The organism is Cribrihabitans pelagius (genome assembly GCF_048820915.1).
In the GTDB taxonomy this organism is placed as follows: Bacteria; Pseudomonadota; Alphaproteobacteria; order Rhodobacterales; family Rhodobacteraceae; genus Cribrihabitans_A; species Cribrihabitans_A pelagius.
Genome location: NZ_JBMERR010000020.1, coordinates 12,046 through 26,652, shown reverse-complemented (window position 1 = coordinate 26,652; position 14,607 = coordinate 12,046). Strand labels below are relative to the sequence as shown.

General features: G+C 66.3%; 9 protein-coding genes and 1 pseudogene. 9 read left to right on the top strand and 1 reads right to left on the bottom strand.

Annotation, left to right across the window (positions count from 1 at the left end; translation table 11 throughout):
- Positions 1-68 precede the first annotated feature (68 nt).
- A pseudogene (locus tag ACOHX0_RS16825) lies at positions 69-1,096 on the top strand (IS110 family RNA-guided transposase).
- A gap of 1,008 nt (positions 1,097-2,104) precedes the next feature.
- Here the strand turns inward: ACOHX0_RS16825 and ACOHX0_RS16820 are convergent.
- Positions 2,105-2,383 (bottom strand): hypothetical protein, encoded by a 279-nt coding sequence (locus tag ACOHX0_RS16820; protein ID WP_420678307.1) that lies wholly within the window; start codon positions 2,381-2,383, stop codon positions 2,105-2,107.
- Positions 2,384-2,951: 568 nt separating this feature from the next.
- Here ACOHX0_RS16820 and ACOHX0_RS16815 point away from each other — a divergent pair.
- The 8 genes from ACOHX0_RS16815 (at position 2,952) to ACOHX0_RS16780 (ending at position 14,598) form a co-directional block, all read left to right on the top strand.
- Complete coding sequence (locus tag ACOHX0_RS16815) at positions 2,952-3,536, top strand: ANTAR domain-containing response regulator (RefSeq protein ID WP_420678306.1); 585 nt, start codon at positions 2,952-2,954, stop codon at positions 3,534-3,536.
- Positions 3,533-4,699, top strand: a complete 1,167-nt coding sequence (locus ACOHX0_RS16810) for an ABC transporter substrate-binding protein (protein WP_420678305.1) — start codon at positions 3,533-3,535, stop codon at positions 4,697-4,699. Before ACOHX0_RS16815 ends, ACOHX0_RS16810 begins: the two co-directional genes overlap by 4 nt.
- A 267-nt stretch (positions 4,700-4,966) precedes the next feature.
- A complete protein-coding gene (locus ACOHX0_RS16805) occupies positions 4,967-6,334 on the top strand; it encodes a CmpA/NrtA family ABC transporter substrate-binding protein (protein WP_420678304.1) in 1,368 nt (455 codons plus the stop codon).
- 99 nt (positions 6,335-6,433) lie between these two features.
- Entirely contained in the window at positions 6,434-7,507 is a 1,074-nt protein-coding gene (locus ACOHX0_RS16800) for an ABC transporter permease (RefSeq protein ID WP_420678303.1), read from the top strand.
- Between the two features lie 6 nt (positions 7,508-7,513).
- Entirely contained in the window at positions 7,514-9,196 is a 1,683-nt protein-coding gene (locus ACOHX0_RS16795) for an ABC transporter ATP-binding protein (RefSeq protein WP_420678302.1), read from the top strand.
- A gap of 4 nt (positions 9,197-9,200) precedes the next feature.
- On the top strand, positions 9,201-11,642 hold the full coding sequence (nirB, locus tag ACOHX0_RS16790; protein WP_420678301.1) for a nitrite reductase large subunit NirB: 2,442 nt from the start codon (positions 9,201-9,203) through the stop codon (positions 11,640-11,642).
- Positions 11,639-11,971 (top strand): nitrite reductase small subunit NirD, encoded by a 333-nt coding sequence (gene nirD, locus ACOHX0_RS16785; protein WP_420678300.1) that lies wholly within the window; start codon positions 11,639-11,641, stop codon positions 11,969-11,971. Before nirB ends, nirD begins: the two co-directional genes overlap by 4 nt.
- A complete protein-coding gene (locus ACOHX0_RS16780) occupies positions 11,971-14,598 on the top strand; it encodes a molybdopterin-dependent oxidoreductase (RefSeq protein ID WP_420678299.1) in 2,628 nt (875 codons plus the stop codon). Before nirD ends, ACOHX0_RS16780 begins: the two co-directional genes overlap by 1 nt.
- The last annotated feature ends 9 nt before the right edge of the window (positions 14,599-14,607 follow it).

Here is a 14,607-nt window from a genome sequence, read left to right as displayed (position 1 = left end):
ATGAACTGCCTTCCCGCCGAGACCGCGGCTCTTGTCGTGGAGATCAGCGGAGAAAGAGGAGGATTCCGATAGAGATCGCAGTTCTGGGCATTGATCTGGGGAAGACGACTTGCAGTGTTGCGGGTCTCGATGGTGGCGGCGAGGTCGTTCTGCGCAAGCGCGTTCAACGTCATCGGCTGTTGAGCTTTCTGTCCGGGCGTTCGCCGTGCATCGTGGCGATAGAGGCGTGCAGCGGCGCTCGCTATGTTGGTCATTTCTGCGTCGAGCACGGCCATGAGCCGCGCCTGATGTCGCCGCTCTATGTCCGCCCCTGCGTGAAGGTCCGCAAGACCGGCGACCGGGACGCCGAGGCGATTGCCGAAGCAGCGACGCGTCCGGCCATGTGCTTTGTGACATTGAAAACGCCCAGGCAACTCGATCTTCAAGCATTGCGCCGGGCACGGGAACGCCTTGTCCAGAACCGGACCCGGTTGGTGAGCCAGGCCCGTGGCTTCCTGATCGAGCGGGGCATCCGCACCGGCACCGGCCGACATGTCTTTCAGCGTGAGTTGACACGGCTGCTCGAGAGTGACGACATGCCCTGATGTCCGCCATAGTCCGCATTCTGTCCGGCATGGCGGCCGAACTGACCGAAATGAATGAGCGTGTTGCCGCTGTCGATGCCGAAATCCGCGGCCATGCACGCCACAATGCGGACATGCAGCGTTTGATGGAGATCCCCGGCGCCGGTCCTGCGATCGCTACCGCGCTCGTTGCGGCAATCGGCGATGGCAGCAGGTTCACGCGCGCGCGGGACCTGTCAGCCTGGCTCGGGCTGGCACCGAGGCAGATCACGACTGGCGGAAAAGCGCGTCTCATCGGTATCTCCAAGCACGGTAACAGCTATCTGCGAAAGCTGTTCGTACATGGCGCCCGGACCGTCCTGCACCTTGTCCGTGACAGGTCGACCCGTTTGGCCAGGCGGATCGATGCGCTGAAGGAGAGAGCGCATGTGAACGTGGCCGGTGTTGCCATGGCCAACAAGCTTGCCCGGATTGCCTGGGCCGTGCTGACAAAGGGCGAACGGTTCGGACCAAATGCCCTCGCGGCGGCATAACCTGAAAGAGGACGACGGAATCTGCGAGTGAAGAGGAGATGGGCCAACGGCCTGATCAGCGGTGTGCAAGTCTGGCGGGGGGCATGGCCTGTCAATGCCGATGACCCAATGAGACGCACGCCGCGCGACTTCCCATCTTGGTCAGGGGCGACAGAATGCCCCGCGAACAGACCGAATACATAGAAGCAGGGTCAAAGGTGCATCGAAAAATCGCTTGCAGGGGAAGGCAGTTCATACATGCCCCCCAGTGCCACAGTCTGTTGAGCATTTTCCCTGGCGCCGGAAACATCTCGCGTGCCGCCACGCCGCCCAAACAAAAAACCGGGCAAGCCCAAGTTTCCTCACCTCCAGGGATTTCGGCGCTCTGCCAGAACTCCGGGTGTGCTGCGCCTCGCCGCCAGCGCGCGATAAAAGGCAGCCCGCAACGCAGTGCCGCTCTTGGCGTTGCAAATCGCGCGCAGCTGGCCTCAGAGCTTGGACGTCAACGCCGGCGCCGCGGTGCGGCCCTCGCCGAAATAGCAGGCGCCGCCCTGGCAGGTCGTGGCATAGCGGTCTTCTGCCAGGGCGGCGCTGGTTCAAGGCAGCTTGCCAGTTGTCCCGGTCATAAGACACCACGGCATCATAAAGCGTGCAGCAGCGAGCGAGACAGGTGCTGGCACCGCCCCAGGCCTCGCCGTTGCAGCGGGCGCCAGTGCCGAAACTCCAGCTTGCCAGCCCGCCCGGCTGCGGCGCATGGGCCAGCCGCAGCGAGGCCGCATGCATGTGCACCTGCGCGATGCAGTCGTCTTCCGCGCCGGCGCTGTCGACAAAGGCAAGGCCTGTCGGCCGAACGCCGCGCGCATAGCAGGCTCCGAGGATCGAGCGCAGGCCGCGACCGCCAAGACGGTATTGAACAGTGGCAAAGGCATCGACTGCATGGTTCACGGCATTGTTTTCTGCCCGGTAAACTGTCCGGGTGATGGTCCCGTCCGGGTTGCAGCGGCCGTTTGCGAAGTTGAAGAAAGCCCGTCAGGCGAGCTGGTACTCCGCTTCGCCCTTCAGGCCGCCGGCGTTGACACCGAGGCTCCAGAGCGCGTTGGAACGGTGCCCGAACATCGCCGCAAGTGCCCGTTGCTCGCCGTCGGAGAGGTCAAGGCCCGGCTCGCCCAGACAGACGCTGGCGGGCAGAAAATCCCCGTTGCCAATGCCGGTGGCCGGTTCCAGCGTGCCATAGAACGGGCCGAACTGCATCGGCGGGCTGCCATCGGTCGATGGATAAATTGCGAGCAGCCTCAGCTGCGTCTCCACGGGGGCTGCCAGGTGACCGAGGGCGCCTGAGCGATTGCGCCGTTATGCGTATGACGGCCTGGGTCCGGGAGTCCGGCCTCCCGCGAACCCGTAGCACGGCGTGCCGCTGCCGTTCCGTTCGCCGCAAACATCCGCGCCCGCCCGCTTGCGGTCGTGCGAGCCCAGTTGCAGCTGAAACAGGTCGTCCGTTGCCTGCGCCGCGCTTTTTGCCGAAGAAGGCACCGCCGCCTTCATAGGTCACGATGATCTGTCTGAATTCGACAACCGCGGGCATCACCGGCATTGCCGCCGGCAAGGCAAGGATTGACGCAGCCGTGCGTCGCAAAACACGTTCCGACTCCGCTTGTTCCGTGCGGTTTCTGCTATTACCGGACGCTTTTGCTGGTTTTTTCACCGGCTGGTCTCTTCCGTGCGGCAGGTCGAAAGGCGCAAGGCGCGGCCCTGTGCGATTTGCTCCCTGCCGGATGAAAGGGCATTCCGCCCATTGTTTCAGCAGAAAGCCCAGCGTTGGCGGCGGCTGTGGCCCTCTGTCCTTACGCCGCGCTGCAGAACCCGCGATGATCTCCGCATGGCTGAGTCCCTCTCCATCATCGTCGTGGAAACCGATCGCGACCGCGCCTTCATGATCGTGGACGGTCTGCGCGAGGCCGGCGATTTCGACATTCACGTGATCGCCGAGCCCTCAGGCCTGGCCCGCAAGATCCAGGCCCGCAACCCGGATGTGGTGCTGATCGACATCGAAGATCCCTCCCGCGATGTGCTGGAGGAGCTGGCACTGGCCTCCGGCCCGCAGGAGCGCCCGGTGGCGATGTTCGTGGACCGCAGCGCCGACGGGCTGACCGCCGCCGCGGTTGAAGCGGGCGTGTCCGCTTATGTGGTCGATGGGCTGCAGCCCGCGCGGCTGAAACCGGTGCTCGACGCCGCCATCGCCCGCTTTCGCCTGGTCCAGCGCATCCGTACCGAGCTGGCCGAGACCAAGCGCGCGCTGGAGGAGCGCAAGGTGATCGACCGCGCCAAGGGCATGATCATGAAGGCCCGCGGCATCACCGAGGACGAGGCCTATGCGCTGCTGCGCAAGACCGCGATGGACCAGAACAAGCGTGTGGCCGACGTGGCTCAGGCGCTGGTGACCGCGGCGGGGCTGCTTTCATGACCGTCACGACTGTGCCTGCGGGCTTCGTGCCGCTTGCGGATGCCGCACCGCTGATCATCGCTCAGGAGATGGGCTTTGCCGCCGAGGAACGGCTGACGCTCGACCTGCGCCGCGCGCCCTCTTGGTCGGCACTGCGTGACATGCTGGCCTTCGGCCAGGTCGACGCGGCGCATATGCTGGCGCCGCTGCCGGTGGCATCCGCGCTGGGACTGGGCGGGGCCAATGCGGCGTTGTCGGTTCTTTCCGTGCTCTCCGTCAACGGCACCGCCATCGGCATCGGCAACCGCCTGGCCGCGCAGCTTGCTTCCGACGGCCATAATTTTGCGTTTGACGATGCCGCCGCCGCGGGCCGCGCGTTCCTCGCTGCCGCGGGAAATGAGCTGCGCATCGGCGTGCCCTTTCCTTTCTCGATGCACACCGAACTTCTGCACTACTGGCTGAAGGGTGCGGCGCAGCGGCTCACCATCCGCACGGTGCCGCCGCCGCAAATGGCCGAAGCGGTGCGAACGGGCGAGATCGACGCCTTCTGCGTGGGCGAGCCCTGGGGCTCGCTCGCCGTCGAGCAGGGCGCCGCGGCGCTGCTGCTGCCCGGCCGCGCGATCTGGTCCTGCGCACCGGAAAAGGTACTGGCGGTGCGCAGCAACTGGGCCAGCGCCGAAAGCGCCCTCGCCTGCCGCCTGATCCGCGCGCTCTGGCGCGCCGGGCGCTGGCTCTCCGCCCCTTCCAGCCGTGGCCTCGCGGCCGAGATCCTGGCTGCGCGCCGCTACCTCGACCTCCCCGCGGAGATCATCGAACGCGGCCTGACCGGCAAGTTCACCGTCACCCCGCAGGGGCTGCAGCGCCAGACGCCGGGCTTTGCCGAGTTCCACCGCGGCGCTGCGGGTTTTCCCTGGCGGAGCCAGGCGCAATGGATCGCGCTGCAACTAGCCCGCCGTAACGGGCTCGCGACCCGTCCTGCGCTGGCGGGGGCAGCAAAGGTCTTTCGCAGCGATCTCTACCGCCGCGCGCTCGAAGGCACCGGCGCCGTTTTGCCCGGCGCCTCCTCCAAGCTGGAAGGCGCCCTGGCAGCCGAAACCCCGGCCGCGGGGGAATCGCAGGCGCTCACCCTGTTGGAGAACCAATTCTTCGATGGCCGGATTTTTGACCCCGCCGCCACCCAGTGATGAAAAAGCGGGCAGCCTGCCGCCCCGTCTCGCCGCAACGCAGCAATAAATGCCGCAACCGCGAAAGAACTCTTTGGCCCCGGCCGTCCTTGCGGCAGTCTTATCCCAGGCAGGCAATGGCGCCCGCCAGACAGATTTTCCCGAAGACCGGGTGTCATTGAGCAAAGCCGCTCGACCCACCGCCACTCCTCCCGGCGGTGCGTGTCAGCGGCTTTTTTCTGTCCGGCCCTCCGCGCCCGGACGCAGCAACAAAGGGGAACCGTCCCGATGCAGAAACTGATCCTTGCCCTCGCAGCCTCCACCGCTCTGACCGGCCCCGCCCTGGCCGCTCCGCTCGATCTCGAAAAAGACGTGCTGACGTTCGGATTCATCAAACTCACCGACATGGCGCCCCTCGCTGTCGCCTATGAACAGGGCTTCTTCGATGACGAGGGCCTGTTTGTCACCCTGGAAGCGCAGGCCAACTGGAAGGTGCTTTTGGACGGGGTGATCGACGGCACCCTGGACGGCGCCCATATGCTCGCAGGCCAGCCGCTCGCCGCCACCATCGGCTATGGCACCGAGGCGCATATCGTCACCCCCTTCTCGATGGACCTGAACGGCAACGGCATCACGCTGTCGAATGAGGTCTGGGAGATGATGAAGCCGGAGCTGCCCACCGATGCCGAAGGCCAAATTGCGCATCCCATTTCGGCCGCTCACCTGAAGCCAGTGATCGAGGACTTCAACGCCCGCGGCAAGCCGTTCAACATGGGCATGGTCTTTCCGGTTTCCACCCACAATTACGAACTGCGCTACTGGCTGGCGGCAGGCGGGATTAACCCCGGCTACTACAGCCCCGAAAACGTGACCGGCCAGATTGCCGCCGACGTCTTCCTCTCGGTCACCCCGCCGCCGCAGATGCCCGCAACGCTGGAGGCAGGCACCATCTCAGGCTACTGCGTCGGCGAGCCCTGGAACCAGCAGGCGGTGTTCAAGGGCGTCGGCGTGCCGGTGATCACCGACTACGAGATCTGGAAGAACAACCCGGAAAAGGTCTTCGGCATCACCGCGGCATTCGCCGAGGAGAACCCCAACACCACGCTCGCCGTGGTCAAGGCGCTGATCCGCGCGGCGATGTGGCTGGATGAAAACGACAACGCCAACCGCCCCGAGGCGGTCGAAATCCTCAGCCGCCCGGAATACGTCGGCGCGGATCCCGAGGTGATCGCCAACTCGATGACCGGCACCTTCGAGTACGAGAAGGGCGACACCCGCGCGGTGCCGGACTTCAACGTCTTCTTCCGCCACCACGCGACCTACCCCTTCTACTCGGATGCGGTCTGGTACCTGACCCAGATGCGCCGCTGGGGCCAGATCGCCGAGGCCAAGCCCGACAGCTGGTTCGAGGAGGTGGCAAAATCCGTCTACAAGCCAGGCCTCTACCTGGAGGCCGCCCGCCTGCTGGTGGAGGAAGGCCTGGCGGAGGAGGCCGATTTCCCCTGGGACAGCGATGGCTACAAGGCCCCCACCCCGGCAGCCGACATCATCGACGGCATTCCCTACGACGGCCGCCAGCCCAATGCCTACCTCGACAGCCTGCCCATCGGCCTCAAGGCCAGCCAGACCGTTGTGGGCGAAGCCGTCCAGGGCTGAGCCCGCGGGAGGGCGGGCGGGGCGAGGCTCCCCCAGGAGCGAGCGCCGTCCCCCTCCCCGCCCCAGCCGTCCCAGTACATAGCCAAGGTGAAAGTTCCCATGACAACCGTTGACCCCGCATCGCTCAGCAATGAAGCCCGCCGCGCCCGGCTCTTCTCCCGCATCGCCAAGGCCGACGCCTGGTTCCGGGTTCTGGGCCTCGCCTGGATCACCCCCGTCCTGAAAGCCGCCGCAGGGGACAACCCGCGCGCCCAGCTCAAGGAAATCTGGCGCCTGCTCGCCGTACCGCTGCTGGCGATCCTCGGCTTCCTCCTGCTCTGGGGCACCCTGGCCCCGCGCGTGCAGACCTCGCTTGGCGCCATCCCCGGCCCGGTCCAGGTCTGGGAAGAGGCCGTGACCCTGCACCAGGACGCCCGGCAAAAGGCCGCCAAGGAAGCGGCCTTTCACGAACGGGTGGAAAAGCGCAACGAGCGGCTGATTGCTGAAGGCAAGGCCGACCGGGTAAAGGACATCCCCTACACCGGCGCGCCCAGCTACTACGGCCAGATCTGGACTTCGATAAAGACCGTTTTTTTCGGCTTCCTGATCGCCGCGGCGGTGGCGATCCCGCTGGGTATTCTTGCCGGGTTGTCGCCGATGGCCAATGCCGCGATCAACCCGCTGGTGCAGATCTTCAAGCCGGTCTCGCCTTTGGCCTGGCTGCCGATCGTGACCATGGTGGTTTCGGCACTCTACGCCACAAATGACGGGCTGTTCTCCAAGTCCTTCCTTGTCTCCGCCATCACCGTGACGCTCTGCTCGCTGTGGCCGACGCTGATCAACACCGCGCTGGGTGTCGCCTCCATCGACAAGGATCTGGTGAATGTCTCCAAGGTCCTGAAGATGAGCACCCGCGCCAAGATCACCAAGCTGGTGCTGCCCGCGGCCCTGCCGCTGATCTTCACCGGGCTGCGGTTGTCGCTCGGGGTCGGCTGGATGGTGCTGATTGCGGCCGAGATGCTGGCGCAGAACCCCGGTCTTGGCAAATTCGTCTGGGACGAGTTCCAGAACGGCTCTTCTTCCTCGCTCGCCAAGATTATCGTCGCAGTGCTCACCATCGGCCTGATCGGCTTCCTGCTGGACCGGGTGATGTACGCGCTGCAATCGCTCTTCACCTTCTCGAACAACCGGTGATCTGTCATGAGCATTCTTGAGTTTACCAATGTCAGCAAAGGCTTCGGCGAAGGCGCAGGCCGCAGCGAAGTGCTGAACGATATCAGCCTCAGCGTGGCGGAGGGCGAGTTCCTGGTCCTCCTGGGCTTCTCCGGCACCGGCAAGACGACGCTGATCAACCTGATGGCGGGGCTGGAGCGGCCCTGTTCCGGCGCGGTCACCTTCCGCGGCAAGCAGATCACCGGACCGGGGCCCGAACGCGGCGTCATCTTCCAGAACTACTCGCTGATGCCCTGGCTGACCGTATCCGCCAATGTGGAACTGGCGGTGGAGGCGGTGTTCCCCGGCCTCTCCAAGGCAGAGCGTACAGCCAAGGCGGCGAGCTATGTCCAGATGGTCGGCCTCTCTCACGCCGCAACCCGCCGCCCGGCGGAGCTTTCGGGCGGCATGCGGCAGCGGGTGAACGTGGCCCGCGCGCTGGCGATGGACCCGGAGGTGCTGTTGCTGGACGAGCCGCTCTCCGCACTGGATGCGCTCACCCGCGGCAACCTCGCCGAAGAGATCGAGATGATCTGGGAGGCTGACAAGAAAACCTGCGTGCTGATCACCAATGACGTGGACGAAGCCATCCTGCTCGCCGACCGCATCATCGCGCTCAACCCCGACGGCACCCTGGGCGAGGAATTCAAGGTCACCCTGCCCCGCCCCCGCGACCGCAGCGCGATGAACCACGACGAAGGCTTCAAACGCCTGCGCGCCGCGGTCACCGGCTACCTGATGGATGCGGGTATCCAGGCCAAGGCGGAGGGCAGCCGGTCGCTGCCGGATGTCACCCCGCTGCACGGGCTGCCCAGCGCCCTGGCGGAGGCCGGCAAGTCGATGGTGGACGAGCGCTACCTCGACTTCTCTCAGCTGCATAAAATCTACCCGACCCCCAAGGGCCCTCTCACCGTGGTGGAGGATTTCAACCTCAAGATCGACAAGGGCGAGTTCATCTCGCTGATCGGTCATTCGGGCTGCGGCAAGTCCACCGTGCTGACTATGGCGGCGGGGCTCAACCCGATCTCCCAAGGCGCGATCAAGCTGGACCGCCGCCACGTCGAAGGCGCCGACCCGGAGCGCGCGGTGGTGTTCCAGTCGCCAAACCTGTTCCCCTGGCTTACCGCACGGGAAAACTGCGCCATCGGCGTCGGCAAGGTCTATCCCAGGGCGAGCCAGGCCGAGCGGCAGGACGTCGTGGAATACTACCTCGAACGCGTCGGCCTCGCGGACGCGATGGACAAGGCCGCCTGCGCCATGTCGAACGGCATGCAGCAGCGGGTCGGCATTGCCCGGGCCTTTGCGCTGTCCCCGAAACTCCTGCTGCTCGATGAGCCCTTTGGAATGCTCGACAGCCTCACCCGCTGGGAGCTGCAGGAGGTGCTGATGGAGGTCTGGTCGCGCACCAAGGTCACCGCGATCTGCGTCACCCACGACGTTGACGAGGCGATCCTGCTGGCCGACCGGGTGGTGATGATGACCAACGGACCCCAGGCCACCATCGGCAAGATAACAGAGGTCAACCTGCCGCGCCCGCGCACCCGCAAGGCGCTGCTGGAGCACCCGGATTACTACACCTACCGGCAGGAGGTGCTCGATTTCCTGGAGGAATACGAGCACGGGGCCAAACCGGCCCCCAAACCAGCCGCAGACAAGATTGCAGCGGAGTGAGACCATGACAAAGAAACTCGTCATCATCGGGGCCGGAATGGCCTCTGGCCGGGTGATCGAGCATCTGCTCGACGCAAACCCCAGCGCCTATGACATCACCCTGTTCAACGCCGAGCCGCGCGGCAACTACAACCGCATCATGCTGAGCCCTGTGCTGTCGGGCGAGAAGACCTATGAGGAAATCATCACCCATTCGGATGAGTGGTACAGGGAACGCGGCGTTACCTGCCGGTTCGGCGAACATGTGGTGAAAATCGACCCCGAGATGAAGGTGGTCGAGGGCGAGAACGGGCATGTTCCTTACGACAAGCTGGTAATCGCCACCGGTTCCGCCCCCTTCATCATCCCTGTGCCGGGGCACGATCTGCCGGGGGTGATCTCCTACCGCGATTTGGACGACACCAACGCGATGATCGAAGCCTCCGCCAAGGGCGGCAAGGCGGTGGTGATCGGCGGCGGCCTGCTGGGCCTGGAAGCAGCGGCGGGCCTCAAGGAGCGCGGCATGGACGTGACCGTGCTGCACCTGATGGGGCACCTGATGGAGCGCCAGCTGGACGAGGCCGCGGGCTATCTGCTGCGCAAGGATCTGGAGGCCCGCGGCATCACCGTGAAAACCCAGGCTTCGACCAAGGCGATCCTGGGCGGGGACCGCGCCGAGGCGGTGCTGCTGGAAAGCGGCGAGACGCTGGGCGCCGATCTAGTGGTGATGGCGGTGGGCATCCGCCCCGAAACCCGGCTCGCCACCGACGCGCATCTGGAGGTGGCGCGCGGCATCGAGGTGAACGCGCAGATGCAGACCTCGGACCCGGATATCTATGCGGTGGGCGAATGCGTCGAATTCGACGGCCACCTCTTTGGCCTCGTCGCGCCGCTCTACGATCAGGCCAAGGTGCTGGCGGGCAGCCTGCTGGATCAGCCCGCCGCCTTTACCGTCAAGGAGCTGGCGACCAAGCTAAAAGTCACCGGTTGCGATTTGTTCAGCGCCGGGGATTTCGCGGAAGCTGAGGGGCGCGAGGACATCGTCTTCCGCGACCCCTCCCGCGGGGTCTACAAGCGCCTTGTCATCGAAGACGACCGGCTCGTGGGCGCCGTGATGTATGGCGACACCGCCGACGGGAGCTGGTTCTTCGGGCTGATCAAGGACGGCATCGAAATCGACGAGATGCGCGAGACGCTGATCTTCGGCCCCGCGTTTCAGGGGGGGGCCTCCGCGGACCCTCTGTCAGCCGTTGCAGCATTGCCGCCTGAGGCGGAGATCTGCGGCTGCAACGGCGTCTGCAAGGGACAGATCACCAGCGCCATCGAAGGCGGCGCGGCCGACCTCGGCGCGATCCGCGCTGAGACCAAGGCCTCGGCCTCCTGCGGCACCTGCACCGGGCTTGTGGAACAGCTCCTGTCGGTGACGCTGGGAGATGACTACGCCGCACCCCAGGCCCAGCCGATCTGCGGCTGCACCAGCCACACCCACGAGGACGTCCGCCGCCTGATCAAGTCGCAGGAGCTGAAGAGCCAGGCCGCGGTCTGGCAGGAACTAGGCTGGACCACCCCCAACGGCTGCCATGTCTGCCGTCCGGCGGTGAACTACTACCTCCTGGCCGACTGGCCGCTGGAGTACCGCGACGATCCGCAAAGCCGCTTTGTCAACGAGCGCAAGCACGCCAACATCCAGAAGGACGGCACTTTTTCCGTGGTGCCGCGCATGTGGGGCGGCATCACTACCCCGGAGGAGCTGCGCGCCATCGCCGATGCGGCGGACAAGTACGATGTGCCCACGGTCAAGGTCACCGGCGGCCAGCGCATCGACCTGCTGGGCGTGAAAGGCGAGGACCTGCCCGATATATGGGCGGATCTGAACAAGGCCGGGCTGGTCTCGGGCCATGCATATTCCAAGGGCCTGCGCACCGTGAAAACCTGCGTCGGCACCGATCATTGCCGCTTCGGCACCCAGGATAGCACCGGGCTTGGCATCAAGCTGGAAAAGCACCTCTGGGGCTCCTGGACGCCGCACAAGCTGAAGCTGGCGGTCTCCGGCTGCCCGCGCAACTGCGCCGAAGCCACCTGCAAGGACATTGGCGTGGTCTGTGTCGACAGCGGCTACGAGATCCACGTCGGCGGCGCGGCCGGCATGGAGATCAAGGGCACCGAGCTTCTCTGCAAGGTAGCGACGGAGGAGGAGGCGATCGAGGTGATCTCGGCGATGACCCAGATCTACCGCGAAAATGCCAAGTACCTGGACCGGATCTACAAATGGCTGGCCAAGGTCGGGCTCGACTGGGTCAAGGCGCAGATCGTCGATGACGTCGAAAACCGCAAGGCGCTCGCAGCCCGGTTCGAGCTGTCGCAATCGGTCTACCGCAAGGACCCCTGGGCCGAACACGCGCAGGACAGCACCACGCGGGCGCAATACGCGCCGCTTGCCAATCTCACACTGGAGGCTGCGGAATGAATTGGATCGACATCGGCCACATCGACGATATCCCGCTGCACGGGGCCCGGGTGGTGAAGACGCCCGTGGGCTGCGTCGGCCTGTTCCGCACCGGCCCTGCGGAGGTGTTTGCCGCCGCCGACCGCTGCCCGCACAAGGGCGGGCCGCTGTCCGAAGGCATCGTGCACGGACAAAGCGTGACCTGCCCGCTGCACAACTGGGTGTTCGACCTCAACACCGGCGAAGCGCAAGGTACCGACGCGGGCCGGATCGAGACTTTTCCGCTGCGCGTCGAGGCAGGCCGCATCCTGATCGACGGCGCGGCCATCGGCAAGCGGAGCGCAGCGTGATGGCGGGCGGCTCTCCGGCAGAAGTGCGCTCCGCCTGCCCCTATTGCGGGACCGGCTGCGGTGTTCTGCTGCGCCCGGACGGCAAGGGCGGGCTGGAGGTGCGCGGCGACCCGGACCACCCGGCCAACCGCGGGCGGCTCTGCTCCAAGGGGCTTGCGCTGGGGGAGACGCTGGGACTGGAGGGCCGCCTGCTGGCCCCGCAGGTGAACGGGCAGGATACCGATTGGGACAGCGCGCTGGACCTGGTGGCCGGCAAGTTCCGCCAGGCGGTGGCAGAGCATGGCCCGGACAGTGTCGCCTTCTACCTCTCGGGCCAGATGCTGACCGAAGACTACTATGTCGCCAACAAGCTTATGAAGGGCTTCCTCGGCTCGGCCAATATCGACACCAACTCGCGGCTCTGCATGGCCTCTACCGTCGCGGGACATAAGCGCGCCTTCGGCACCGATACCGTGCCGGGTACCTATGACGATCTGGAACAGGCGGATCTGATCGTGCTGGTCGGGTCCAACCTGGCCTGGTGCCATCCGGTGCTCCACCAGCGCGTCCTGGCCGCCCGCGCGGCGCGCGGCACCAAACTGGTGGTGATCGACCCGCGCCGCACGGCGAGTTGCGATCAGGCGGACATGCATCTGAAACTGCGCGCGGGCAGCGATGTGGCGCTGTTCAACCGGCTGCTGGCGGCGCTTTATGAAGGCGGCGCGCTGGATGCGGAGTATCTGCGCCATGTCGGCGGGCTGGGCGAGGCGCTGGCAGCTGCCCGGACGGAGGATGCCGCGGTGACCGGGCTTGAGGAGGCCGAAATCGCGGCCTTCTGCGACCTCTGGCGCGGCACTGATAAGGTGGTGACGATCTTCAGCCAGGGGGTCAACCAATCCACCTCAGGCACCGACAAGGTGAACGCGATCCTGAATTGCCACCTGGCAACCGGCCGCATCGGCAAGCCCGGCTGCGGGCCCTTCTCGGTCACCGGCCAGCCCAACGCCATGGGCGGGCGCGAGGTCGGCGGCCTCGCCAACATGCTGGCCTGCCACATGGATCTTGACAACCCCGCCCACCGGGCCGCGGTGCTAGATTTCTGGCAGGCGCCCGCGATGCCCGAACGCGCGGGGCTGAAGGCGGCGGATATGTTCCGCGCCGCAGGCGACGGCCGCATCAAGGCGCTGTGGATCATCCACACCAACCCCGCCGCCACCCTGCCCGAGGCCGATGCCGTGCGCACCGCGCTCGAAGCCTGCGACTTCACCGTCGTCAGCGACATCACCGCCGCGACCGATACCGCGCGGCTGGCCGATGTGCTGCTGCCCGCCGCCGCCTGGGGTGAGAAGGACGGCACTGTCACCAACTCCGACCGCACCATCAGCCGCCAGCGCGCCGTGCTGCCCGCCCCCGGCCAGGCCCGTCCGGACTGGGAGATTCTCGCCGATGCGGGCCGCCGCATGGGCTGGGCAGAGGCCTTCGACTACCAAGACCCGGCAGAGATATTCCGCGAGCACGCCGCACTGTCAGGCATTGCGGGTGACTTCGGGCTGGACTTCGATATCTCCGGCCTCGCCAATTTGTCGGATGCGGGCTACGCCGCGTTTCAGCCGCAGCGCTGGCCGGTGAGTGCCGCGCGAAAGGGCGGGCGGTTCTTTGCGGACGGGCGGTTTTTTCACGCCGATGGCAAGGCACGGATGGTGCCCGTGCGCCACCGCCCCCCGGCCGCGGCGCAGGGCCGCCGCTACCCCTTCCGCCTTAACACCGGCCGCATCCGCGACCAGTGGCACACGATGACCCGCACCGGCCTTGCGCCGCGCCTGTCGGGGCACCTGGCCGAACCCTTCGCCGACATCCACCCCGAGGACGCACAGGCTCTGGGCGTGAAACCGGCGGACCTCCTGCGCCTTGAAAGCCCGCAGGGCACCGCGATCCTGCGCGCACGCATCACAACGGACGTGCAGCCCGGCGACCTCTTCGCGCCGATCCACTGGACCGGCGAGACCGCGCCTTGCGCCCGCATTGCTGCGCTGGTTGCCGGGGCGACCGATCCGGTCTCGGGCCAGCCCGAGAGCAAGGCCTCTGTGGTGGCCGCCGCGCGGTTTGACGCCGCCTGGTACGGCTTTGCCGTCTCCCGTGCTCCGATTGTGCCGCAAGCGGAGTACTGGGCCGTTGCGCGCAGCGCGGCAGGCTACCGGGCGGAGCTTGCGGGGCTGTCCCAAGTGACCGATCTGGAGGCCGCAGCACGAGAGATGTTCGGCCTGCCGGACGCCGAGGTGCAGATGGTGAGCGACAGCCGCGGCGGCGCAAGGCTGGCGCTCTATGAGGACAGCACCCTCGCCGCGGCGCTGTTCACTGCGCCCGAGCCGGTGGCGGTGCGGCGGGAGTATGTGGCGGGGCTGCCGGGCACCTGCGCTCCCGCGGCGCTGACAGGCCTGCCCGCAGCGGATCAGCCCGATCCCGGCCCGGTGGTCTGCGCCTGCTTCAACGTCGGCGTGAACACCATCCTGCAAGCCATCGAAACAGACGGCCTCGCCAGCATTGCGGAGATCGGCGCGGCGCTGCAGGCCGGGACGAACTGCGGCTCCTGCCGGCCGGAGATCGCCGCTCTGGTGGACCGGCAGGGCCTGAGACAAGCGGCGGAATAGGAGACTTGC